Consider the following 10363-nt stretch of genomic DNA (forward strand, 5'->3'; position numbering starts at 1 on the left):
TCATACGATAATCTAATACAAAAAATTCTACAACTTATCCGATCGCAAATTCACTAAATTTCCGCATCATCGGCGCGTCAAACCCAAGTATAATATCTTGTTTAGGAACTCCCAATTCTACGAGTTCGTTAGCAATACCCACCTCGGTTCCATCTTGCTGAATCCAGATTTTATTGTCCATAATATCCAGGTGCAAAACCGGGCCATAAATTCGCCGCTGATTGCGCCAGCCGACATATACTAATTGATAATGATCGCGCTCAACATCAAAGATAGTTTGAGCCTGAATGCGCTCATCCCAAACAAGACTAGCGTGTTGGGAGAGCAGATTTTGGATGTGCTGCCTATAAATATCTACATTTGCCATTGTGCGATCGCCTCTTGCTCTATATCGTAAATCATCAAATGAATTTGATTTTGTTGAACTAAAGACTGAATAAACCCCATTGTGAAAAAACTATCGTAGACATTACTGGGTACTGCCAGGTATAAAATGCGGTCAGTTTCTTGTTGTTGTAAAGCTGCTCGATAACTAATGAATTGTCCTAAAGCTGTGTAAAATTGGGATATTTTGGATGGGCCAATAAAGCTTTTGATTTCAACGGCGATTTTCTGTCCGTCTTTTTCTGCCGCAACCACCTTTTCGGCACCCAAGTCGATGTAAAGTTCGAGAGTTCCTGCCTGTAAAGTGTATGGATCGTGAGTAATCTGCCATCCATCTTTCTGGAGAGCGATTTTAACGACTTCGTGAAAGGCATCTTTAGCAGGCATGGTTGTACTGACTCGTTGTGTTTAATATCTTGGGTAGTTGTTGTATTTTAAGTATATGCGCTATTCATCTAGAACATCACTGACCCACGGGTGGTCAGAAACCGGGTTTTTTTCGAGAATACTTGGTTGAGGCCCGCAGAAACACCCAAAAACCAGGTTTCTAACGTAGCCTACTGACTAAACTGTTGAGCGTAGTAGCCTGCGTAGCGATCGCCCTTTTCCAGCAACTCCTCGTGCGTCCCAGATTCGACAATTCTGCCTTTTTCGACAACTAAAATGCGATCGGCTCTCCGCACAGTAGCCAAGCGGTGCGCGATAATAAACACCGTGCGATCGCGCATCAATCTTTCCAGCGCTTCTTGCACTAAACCTTCGGATTCCGAATCCAGCGCCGATGTCGCTTCATCCAAAATCAATATTCTCGGATCGAGCAAAACTGCACGGGCGATCGCAATTCTTTGTTTTTGCCCGCCAGATAAATTGACACCCCTTTCTCCTACCCAAGTTTGATAGCCGTCGGGAAACTCACTAATGAATTGATGAGCGTTAGCAATTTCCGCAGCTTTTTGCACATCTTTCAGTTCATAATAAGATTGACCAAAAGCGATATTTTGAGCAATTGTACCAGAAAATAAAATTGTTTCTTGCGGTACAATGCCGATTTGCCGCCGCAGAGTATTTAAAGTGACATCTTGAATATCAATACCGTCAATTAAAATCTGTCCCGCTTGCGGATCGTAAAATCTCGGCAACAAATTTACTAAGGTAGTTTTCCCCGCACCGGATGCGCCCACAAGGGCGATCATTTCTCCCGGAAGCACCAGCAAACTCATGTTTTGCAGAATGGGAACCCCCCCTTGCCCCCCCTTATCAAGGGGGGGTTGAGGGGGGTAGGCAAAATTAATGTTGCGATATTCGACTTTACCTGTAACGCGGGGAAGTTCGATCGCCCCTGGCTTTTCGACGACTGCGGGTTGAATGGCTAAAAGTTCAAAAATGCGATCGCTAGAAGCTTCTCCCTGCTTAAAATCCCCGTAATTTGCAGTTGTAATAGCGATCGGGTCAATTAAAAGTGCCACCCCTGCGATATAACTGATAAATTGAGTACCTGTGAGATTTCCTTGAGAAATTTGCCAACCTCCCAGGAAAAAGAGCAAAATCACGCTCATCGCTTCCAGAAAACCAACTACAACGAACTGAAGTGCTTTTATGCGTTCTGATAAATACTTAGCGCGGCGGTTTTGTTCTGCTTCTTCTGCAAAGCGGGCAATTTCGTAGTCTTCAGCTACAAATGCTTTGATTAAACGAATGCCGCTGAATACTTCTGTCAGCAAAGCGGATAAATCAGAGATGCGATTTTGACTTTGCCGCGAGTAACTTAGCAATCTCTCGCCAAACCAGCCAATTAAAATAGCCATCAGCGGTGCAATAATTAATGCACCCAAGGTTAATTGCCAGTTGAGATAAATCATATATCCCAGGACGGCAATTAGCTGCAAAACACAAGGGATAAACTGATGAAAAAATTTATTTACTACTTCGCCAATGCGGTCAATATCTTCGGTGAGGCGGTAGGATAAGTCTCCGGTTTTGGCGGTTTCAAAGTAGCCAATATTGAGTTTTTGCAGGTGGGAGTAGACTTTTTTGCGAATTTCTAAAGCAATAGTCAAAGCAGCTTTTGCCATCAGCGTATCTTGACCGTACTGGGCTGTACCGCGAATTAGAAAGATAATGGCGCTGAGTGCAGCAATTTGAGCGAACCCTTGTAAATCTCCTTTACCTATAAATTTGGCTGTTTCGCCAACTAGCCATGCGATAATCGGCCAAAATATGGTAAATACTACAGTACAAGCTAATGCTTTACCGATGGTTTGTTTTTGGGGACGGAGGTAGGGTAAGATTTGCCAGTATGTCGATCGAGTTTTCAAGATATTTTACCTCTGCAAGTTCTGTTTTTACAGATATCTGAGCCAAAACATGATATCAGCGATCGGGCAAATCTCAACAATCATTCTTCACCGAAAGCATCCGGGATACAAAGCCCCCGGATTCATCCGTGGGGTTAATTGTCCAATTCTTCAATCTAAAATCTAAAATCTAAAATCATTCCTGACCGTCGGCATAAGTAGCTACTACCTTAGCCCCCTCGACAACTGCACCCCGAAAGGCTGCTGACTGTCCGGGTCCAAGAGTAACTGGTTCAGCGTAGATAAATCCGTTGTCAATTAAATTGCCTGACTCGTCCAAAACTTCATAATTGACTTTAACATTCTTGATTGTTTTGCAGCCTTGATTAAGCACTTTACCGCTGAAAAAGTTGCCGTCATAATTTGCGGTCGCAATTGACACTTTTTCTGAAATGTTGGAACCGGGAATGCAAGTTTGGGAAGTTCCCGAAGCTGGCTGTTTCTCGCATAACTTGCCCAAGTCTACTGTTTTGCCTTCGGGGGTTTTCATGTAGCAAAACGGCTCGTCAATTTCGGAGTTTTGGGCAATTGTATTTGTAGAGTATGCAATCACAGGGCGAGCGGAGGTCGGGGACATTAGCCAAATAGATAAAACTACTGTTAAAGGTAAATTAATCATGCTTTTTTCGGCTTTTTCTGAAATTAATTATACAATATAATGCAGCTAAAATTTAGGCTAGCATATCTATATTTATGGCGCGCCTCGCTCACCCTGCATTGTGCTATGATAAGACATCAAACTTTAGAAAGTAAAGTAAAGTCATGGTCGTTACTCAAGATAACCCAGGACAAAAAACGTTAGAACTGATCGTAACGTGGGAGAAGTTGCCAGACGACTTCCAATTAGAAGAAAAACCAGTGGAGAATACAGGCCAACCGCTAATTGCTGGAGCACTGCGAGAAATCTTAGAACTGAGAGGATTAATCGGGCCACTAATGCTGATAGCCAGCAATTTTGGGATTTGCGCTACTGTCAACAGCGAGTTAGTAATCAAAGCACCAGATTGGGTTTATGTACCTTCCGTACTCCCTGCAGAATCGAGAAGAGACCGCAAAAGCTACACCCCAAACTTGGAAGGAGAAATCCCAAGCATTGTGATGGAGTTTTTGTCGGAAACAGACGGCGAGGAATATTCTATTAGACGTACTTTTCCTCCCGGAAAGTGGTTTTTTTACGAACAAATTCTGCAAGTACCAACTTACATCATTTTTGACCCTGAAAGTGGATTGTTGGAGGTCTATCGCTTGGAAAATGGCAATTACAAACTAGAATTTCCTGATGAAGAAGGTCGCCATTGGATAGCAGATTTTGGTTTGTATTTGGGAACTTGGCGGGGGGAAAAAGAACAGCGTACTGGTTATTGGTTGCGCTGGTGGGATGAAGCAGGAAATCTGCTTTTGTGGGGTGTAGAACAGATAACAGCGGAACGACAACGGGTCGAACTCGAACGCGAACGGGCCGAACTCGAACGCGAACGGGCAGATCGCGAACGCGAACGGGCAGATCGCCTTGCTGAATATTTACGCGCTCAAGGAATTAACCCGGACGAGATTGTTTGATGAATTATCTGCGATATTTGTAGGGTGCGCTGCGGCGCACCTTACGTTATTATCTAATACTCGGCTTTCTATTCCTAAGATTCCGCGCTCCGGGAATTTTCCGGCTGGGACGGCGATTGTTCAAACTGCTCGCAGTTCGAGCATTCAAAGCATTAGCAGAAGGTATCAAACCCAAGTCTTGCAAAATTTCACCGGCCGCCCTTTGTCCAGTTTCGCAACCGCCTTCCATGTAACCTTGATTTTCCAGCGAAGTGTGTTCCCCGGCAAAAAATAAATTGCCAACTCGTTCGCCTTCAACGCCGTACATTTGCGTCCACTGTCCGACTAAATAGCAGGAATAAGAACCTTTGGAAAAGCGTTCTCCCGGCCAATAAGCTCGCACAGCTTTGCCCGATCGCAAATTTCTCACTCCGGGAAAAACTCTTTCAAATTGGTTCAAAAATCTTTGTGCTTGGTCTTCTGGAGTGCCGGCACCGATCGACAAACCCTGCTTTCCTCCTGTAAAATTAGTAACTAAACCGTTAGGAGTAGGGGCGAAAGGCGTAGCTTCCCAGGTACTCTGGAATTCTAAATCGCTATAAACAGAAGCAGTCGAGCGATAAAGTTCCCGCCAAATTCGGCTGCGGTAGCCAGTAACTAACTTAGAATTAGTACCGTAACCCAATTGCTCGATCGCCCTGCGCTTTGGTTGGGGCAAAGGTACGTTAATTTTAACGTCTCGCAGAGTGCTAAACGGCAAAGTTAACAAAACTCGCTCGTAAGTGCGATCGAACGCGCTTAGTCCCGATCGCAAATTTACCCGATAGCGGCCATCCGGCAAAAGAGTAATCGCTTCCAAAACCGTCCCCGCCTCGATCGAACCAGACAATTGACCCGCCAAACGGTTAATAATTTGACTGTTGCCACCGTCAATTTGATAGCGCTCATCGCTGTCGCCGTACAATTCAAAACTGCCCGCTTCAGAACCGATTAAAAACAGCAGATTTAACGCCGACTGTTCCTCGGAATCTCGACCGTAGAATACCGTATAAGCAACCCGCAACAATTGTCGCAGTAGCGTGCTAGTATCAGCTTGGTCTACATATTCAGCGATCGAAAGATTGTCCAATCTTTCTGCTGCTTCCGTAAAATCGAGATAGCTAATGTTATCTCCGATAGCGCCCAAATCTCCAGTAATTTTACTCGCTAGCGGCGCAAAATCCGCGATTATTTGCTCAAGAGGAAATCGTCGCCCTTGAAAGAAAAAAGTATCCTTCACCAATCCACTCTGCACTTGGGCTAAGTCGATCGCCCGCAAACCCAATTCCGTCGCCAGCGAGATTAAATTAGTATGACCGGTGTCAATAAATTCTCCCCCCAAATCCGCCGGAATTAGCGTTCCAGCCACCTTGGGAATAGTGCGAATCCGCCCCCCCACGCGGTTCGTTGCCTCGATTATATCGGCGCGCACGCCCGCTTGGCCCAAGCGATAAGCCGCCGTCAAACCCGCAATCCCTGCACCCACAACCAAAATCGGCGATCGTCCGCCCTGTTGAGCAAAAGCTCCCCCTCCATCCCTGGTAAAAGTCCCAGCAGCGACAGCCCCCGCAGCAGCTAAGCCCCCGTGCAGCAAGCGGCGCCGAGATATGGGAGAATTAGGAATGCGATCGCTCAGCATCCCCAGCAGTTCATCAGCCGGAATGCCCGTTTCCCTTGATTTCTGGGCAATACTCGCAGCGCGGCGCAGCATAGCCATCAGTGCAGATTTAGCCATAATTAAGACATCCTCACAAAACAAAACTTTGATGTAAACTGGATTCTCGATCGTGCACTTTCCAGAATAAAGTCCAGAGAGATTTTTTTAATAATGCTAACCCTCAGAACACTGTTCGACAGCAAATTTTATCTCGAAAACAACCCAGATGTCGCCGTAGCAGTTGCCAGAGGCACGGTATCGAGTCCCTTCGATCACTACCGAAAAATTGGCAAATTTGAAAATCGCGACCCGAATGCCCTGTTCGATGCCAGCTATTATTTAGACACCAATACAGATGTAGCGGTATCAGCCAAACTCAATGGCTTTTCAGCAGCCGATCACTTTATTAGATTCGGTCAATTTGAAGTTCGCAACCCAAACCCATTCTTCGATGTTAATTTTTATCTAACAACCAACCCCGACGTTCTGACAGCAGTCCAAACAAATCAATTTACCCCATTTGAACACTATTTCAAAGCCGGTCAATTAGAAAACCGCAAAGCCAGCGTTTTCTTCGATCCCAGCTTTTATCTAGAAAAATATCCGCTGGTAGCAGCAGCAGTCAATAGCGGCGCAGTTAAAAGTGCGATCGACCATTACATTCAATTCGGTCAACAAGAAGGATTGTTGACTACTATCCCCGATCCCGCCGACAATTTGAACGCAGCAAAAAGCCTAGGTATTCTCACAGAAATTCAAACGGCGAGCGATTTTGTGGGAAATGCTGAACCAGCCGACATTTACAGTTTTATCCTCAATACTCCCAGCCTTTTCAGTGTAACTGTTGACGGTTTGAGTGCAGATGTTGATGTAGAATTAATTCAGGATCTCAACGGCAACGGCGCAGTTGGATTAGATGATATTATTGCTTCGTCTAACAATTTAGGCACGGCTTCAGAAACAATTGTCAGCAATGGGCCTTTACCTGCGGGGACTTATTTCGTCCGGGTTTCTCAATTTCAAGGCGATACAAATTATGACTTGAGATTGCTATCAGCTCCTTCAGAAATACCGCCCCAATTTTAAAATCAAATTAACATATATAGCAAGCCTAAATCAGTCAAATAATACCAGACTTCTCCTCAATTCTCCTCTCTTCCTTCGCGGTCTTTGCGCCTTCGCGGTTCGTAAAAAAACATCTGGTTCACAAAAGATTTAGACTTGCTATAAAACAGGCTGCAAAAAGGGCGAGCGACAATTTGCCCAGCTTTCACTTATTAGTTGCTGGCCCGCTGGGAGAAGGCAAAGATTGAACAGGTGTCGGAGGCCAATTAGAGCGACTTCTGCTTAGAGTGGTAGACACCAAAGCATAGCCCAAAATAGCAGGAAGCACGATCGCGCTCAGAAACACGATCGTCGCAGCCCAACTCATCGCATTCGATATCGGGCCGTAATGAGTGCGGTAAGGGTCAAACGTTGGTAAATTAGGCATCGGGGCGTCCCGCAGCGCGATCGAACGTTTGAACCGCACCCGCCTGTCGTCGAGCTTTTCGAGCAAAATCCAGCCAACTTCCGCCTCTTCTTGGCACAGCTTGTGAAAAATCGCAGGATTGCGGAACAAATCGTTGCTAGCCCGCACAATCTTGTACTCCCAAACCGTCAAATCAACAGAATTGGACTCAGATTGGGGATTGCCCTTGGATCGCGCATTTTCCGGCGCATTAAAATTATCCTCTTGAGATTCGTACCGAGTCAAAACTTCCTCCTCCTCATCGCATTTTTGCCCCGCATCCAATTGCTCGTGGTTCACCAAAAGACCCACAAGCGCAGCCTCCAAGCCGAGACTACCAATCATCAAACTCCAAATCAGAATTTCAACCATAAAAGGAGTTAAAAGTTAAAAATCAAAAACTCAAAAGACTCGCTTTTAACTTTCAATCTTTAATTTTTAAATATCCTTCTACCACACAATCTGCACCCACCGCGCGCCAAGAAGCCCGCTCTAAAGTCAAAGCCTGAGTCATTGCCGAAAAGCCCAAATCTCCTACAGGAGTTGGAGCTCCTTTGCCACCGACAATTTTAGGAGCAATAAAAGCCATAATTTTTTGAACTGCACCCTCAGTAATTGCCTGAGCCGCCAAAGTGCCACCGCACTCCCAGAGTACAGAAAGAAAAGATCGATCGTACAAATAAGCCATAACATTAGTCGGTGTCAGCGGCGAGAGCTCCACAACTTCCACCCCTTTGGCGATCAAAAATTCCTGAAATTCCGGGTTAACCCCAGGCTCAGTCAGCACCAAAGTAGCCGCCACAGAGGTTTCCCACAACCACGCCGACTTCGGCAAATCCAGAGTGCGGCTCATCACCACCCGCAAGGGATTATTCCTATCAGGCTGGTGACTTGTTAGTAGGGGATTGTCCAGACGCACCGTATTTCCCCCAACAATCACCGCATCGCAGCCGACGCGCACCCGGTGAACCTCGCTGCGAGCCTCCTCGCCTGTCACCCAAGCGCTGTGGCCGCTACTGGTAGCAATTTTACCGTCCAAAGTCATTGCATATTTCAAAATTCCAAAAGGCCGGCGGTACAAAAGCCGGTGCACAAAAGCCTCATTGAGTTTCTGGCAAGCTTCCCCTTCCACTCCCGCCACTACTTCAATGCCAGCCTCTCGCAACCGAGTTAGCCCAGTTCCAGCTACCAAAGGATTCGGATCGACCATGCCAGCCACTACTTTTGCCACCTTGGCCTTAACTAAAGCTTCGGAACAGGGGGGAGTCCGGCCGTAGTGGTTGCAGGGTTCCAGATTCACGTAGACAGTCGCTCCTTCGGCAAGTTCCCCCGCTTCCCGGAGCGCAAAAACTTCGGCGTGAGGTTGACCGGCACCGGGATGAAACCCTTCGCCGACAATCTTGCCGTCTCGGACAATTACAGAACCGACAAGGGGGTTGGGTGCGGTTTTGCCCAGAGCGCGGCGAGCCAATTCTATGCAGCGGCGCATCATGGCTCGATCGAACTCTTGAACTTCGCTGTTTTCCAGTTGTTTTGTACCTTGCTGCTGTCCGTTAGCTAAGCTGGCGATCGCTTGAGCCTCCGCCGGAAAAGTTTCCATGAGATTTTGGTATTATATCTATCCCTGAGTGTACTGACTTACAGCGAATAACCATTTATCAATACTTTCAGGCTTTATATGACTAATTTCTATCAGCACTCTAGCAAAGCAGCCATTTTGACCCGCTTTTAACCCTTGTCACTGCCTGTTTACTTGTCCCAGTGTCTCCTACTTATTGCCACTGTACAAGCAATTTTTTCTAGCAATATTCTAGAGCTTGGTTATCTAGCGAGATTGTCCTAGCACTGGATTATTCTAGCTGTTGCCGCCAACATAGGCGGCATAGAATCTGATACATCAACAAAAAAAGCACCCCTACCTTTAGGATGCCTGATAGCTAATGACTTACTCATTAATAAGGGAGCGGTCGGAGCGATCGTCTAACTATTCACCATCAGTCGAATCGTGTGCATAACTGGATTGTAGTTTGAAAGTTAAGCGATCGCCTCAAGATACCGGGTAAAGGGTAGAGGGTGGATTAAGGCAACAAACCACCTAGCATATCCAAAATCGCTTCTACATCTGCTAGGTCGCACTTGGACTTCTTGCGCTTGGCTTTTAACTGGTTGAGTAAGGTAGCAGCATCAGGTAAATCACTTGTGTCAAGCGGATTACCGTTATCTAGCTGTCGGGCTAAAATCAGCACTCGATCGGCTAGGGCAATCGGCACTCGGATAGTGCGGGTTTGCCCGTGTTTCCATTTACCCTCATAGTGTTTGAGGTTGGCTAAGCTAGCGTCATTGATATTTCTAGTCATTTCACTTGTGTCAGGTGATTTACTGTTAACAGCTTGACACGGTTGCTTTACTTGTGTCAAGTATTAAATCACCTGACACAAGTGAATAAAAGTAAAAAGTTAGGCTGTATCTTAGCCCGCCACCCAAAACTGCTACAGCTTCCGCAAGTAGGGAAAACTGTCCGCGCCCCTCGGAATCGAAAAACCCATTCTCCCATAAGATGAATTACGAACAAGTACAAAAGTTAAACCCCGCCGACTTTAAACGTTACTGTGGAGTACATCAAGAGACATTCAAAGAGATGGTAAAAATAGTCAAAGCAGAAAAAGTTTTAAATCGCCAACTTGCAAAAGAGAGAATTATTATTGAAAATATACATCGAAGTTTAAATATATTTAGAATACTTTCATCAAGATATCGGAATCGAAGAAGGCGCTTCGGATTAAGATTTAATTTGATCGCTGGTAGGAATGAAAATTTAATAACTTCACCATCTACTCAATTGTCGGAACTGCACGGTAGTTCCATTTTGGCAAATATTCA

At 45.7% G+C, this 10363-nt stretch carries 10 protein-coding genes and 1 pseudogene; 3 read left to right on the plus strand and 8 right to left on the minus strand.

Annotated features, from left to right (window positions below):
* Window positions 1-34: 34 nt before the first annotated feature.
* From QUB08_RS26635 to QUB08_RS26650, 4 genes are all read right to left on the minus strand, one after another.
* Complete coding sequence (locus QUB08_RS26635) at window positions 35-367, minus strand: XisI protein (RefSeq protein ID WP_333228601.1); 333 nt, start codon at window positions 365-367, stop codon at window positions 35-37.
* Window positions 355-771: a XisH family protein gene (locus QUB08_RS26640; protein ID WP_242717021.1), complete on the minus strand. Its 417-nt coding sequence runs from the start codon at window positions 769-771 to the stop codon at window positions 355-357. The genes QUB08_RS26635 and QUB08_RS26640 overlap by 13 nt, the downstream gene beginning before the upstream one ends.
* Before the next feature lie 170 nt (window positions 772-941).
* A complete protein-coding gene (locus tag QUB08_RS26645; protein WP_333228603.1) occupies window positions 942-2699 on the minus strand; it encodes an ABC transporter ATP-binding protein in 1758 nt (585 codons plus the stop codon).
* Window positions 2700-2874: 175 nt separating this feature from the next.
* Complete coding sequence (locus tag QUB08_RS26650) at window positions 2875-3357, minus strand: FxLYD domain-containing protein (protein ID WP_333228605.1); 483 nt, start codon at window positions 3355-3357, stop codon at window positions 2875-2877.
* Between the two features lie 143 nt (window positions 3358-3500).
* On the opposite strand from QUB08_RS26650, the gene QUB08_RS26655 reads away from it, so the two are divergent.
* On the plus strand, window positions 3501-4298 hold the full coding sequence (locus tag QUB08_RS26655; protein WP_333228607.1) for a Uma2 family endonuclease: 798 nt from the start codon (window positions 3501-3503) through the stop codon (window positions 4296-4298).
* A 49-nt stretch (window positions 4299-4347) separates the two neighbouring features.
* Here the strand turns inward: QUB08_RS26655 and QUB08_RS26660 are convergent, their stop codons facing one another.
* A complete protein-coding gene (locus QUB08_RS26660) occupies window positions 4348-6051 on the minus strand; it encodes an NAD(P)/FAD-dependent oxidoreductase (protein ID WP_333228609.1) in 1704 nt (567 codons plus the stop codon).
* Between the two features lie 93 nt (window positions 6052-6144).
* Here QUB08_RS26660 and QUB08_RS26665 point away from each other — a divergent pair, with 93 nt between their 5' ends.
* On the plus strand, window positions 6145-7059 hold the full coding sequence (locus tag QUB08_RS26665; RefSeq protein WP_333228611.1) for a PPC domain-containing protein: 915 nt from the start codon (window positions 6145-6147) through the stop codon (window positions 7057-7059).
* Between the two features lie 184 nt (window positions 7060-7243).
* On the opposite strand, the gene QUB08_RS26670 is transcribed toward QUB08_RS26665, so the two are convergent.
* The 3 genes from QUB08_RS26670 to QUB08_RS26680 form a co-directional block, all read right to left on the minus strand.
* Window positions 7244-7855 carry a hypothetical protein gene (locus QUB08_RS26670; RefSeq protein ID WP_333228613.1) on the minus strand — a complete coding sequence of 204 codons (612 nt, stop codon included), beginning with the start codon at window positions 7853-7855 and terminating at the stop codon, window positions 7244-7246.
* Window positions 7856-7907: 52 nt separating this feature from the next.
* The gene (gene ribD, locus QUB08_RS26675) at window positions 7908-9083 is read right to left on the minus strand and encodes a bifunctional diaminohydroxyphosphoribosylaminopyrimidine deaminase/5-amino-6-(5-phosphoribosylamino)uracil reductase RibD (protein ID WP_333228615.1); all 1176 of its coding nucleotides are present in this window, start codon (window positions 9081-9083) and stop codon (window positions 7908-7910) included.
* A 478-nt stretch (window positions 9084-9561) separates the two neighbouring features.
* Complete coding sequence (locus tag QUB08_RS26680) at window positions 9562-9840, minus strand: hypothetical protein (protein WP_333228617.1); 279 nt, start codon at window positions 9838-9840, stop codon at window positions 9562-9564.
* 296 nt (window positions 9841-10136) lie between these two features.
* Here QUB08_RS26680 and QUB08_RS26685 point away from each other — a divergent pair.
* A pseudogene (locus QUB08_RS26685) lies at window positions 10137-10283 on the plus strand (IS5/IS1182 family transposase); the annotation flags it as partial.
* Between the last annotated feature and the right edge of the window lie 80 nt (window positions 10284-10363).

The organism is Microcoleus sp. BR0-C5 (assembly GCF_036705045.1).
Classification (GTDB): Bacteria; Cyanobacteriota; Cyanobacteriia; order Cyanobacteriales; family Microcoleaceae; genus Microcoleus.

Excerpts from the sequence above, each read along its gene's own strand:
- QUB08_RS26665 (WP_333228611.1), top strand. The coding sequence starts at position 6,145 with ATGCTAACCCTCAGAACACTGTTCGACAGCAAATTTTATCTCGAAAAC.
- QUB08_RS26670 (WP_333228613.1), bottom strand. The coding sequence starts at position 7,855 with ATGGTTGAAATTCTGATTTGGAGTTTGATGATTGGTAGTCTCGGCTTG.
- QUB08_RS26635 (WP_333228601.1), bottom strand. The coding sequence starts at position 367 with ATGGCAAATGTAGATATTTATAGGCAGCACATCCAAAATCTGCTCTCC.
- QUB08_RS26655 (WP_333228607.1), top strand. The coding sequence starts at position 3,501 with ATGGTCGTTACTCAAGATAACCCAGGACAAAAAACGTTAGAACTGATC.
- QUB08_RS26660 (WP_333228609.1), bottom strand. The coding sequence starts at position 6,051 with ATGGCTAAATCTGCACTGATGGCTATGCTGCGCCGCGCTGCGAGTATT.
- ribD (WP_333228615.1), bottom strand. The coding sequence starts at position 9,083 with ATGGAAACTTTTCCGGCGGAGGCTCAAGCGATCGCCAGCTTAGCTAAC.
- QUB08_RS26650 (WP_333228605.1), bottom strand. The coding sequence starts at position 3,357 with ATGATTAATTTACCTTTAACAGTAGTTTTATCTATTTGGCTAATGTCC.
- QUB08_RS26640 (WP_242717021.1), bottom strand. The coding sequence starts at position 771 with ATGCCTGCTAAAGATGCCTTTCACGAAGTCGTTAAAATCGCTCTCCAG.
- QUB08_RS26680 (WP_333228617.1), bottom strand. The coding sequence starts at position 9,840 with ATGACTAGAAATATCAATGACGCTAGCTTAGCCAACCTCAAACACTAT.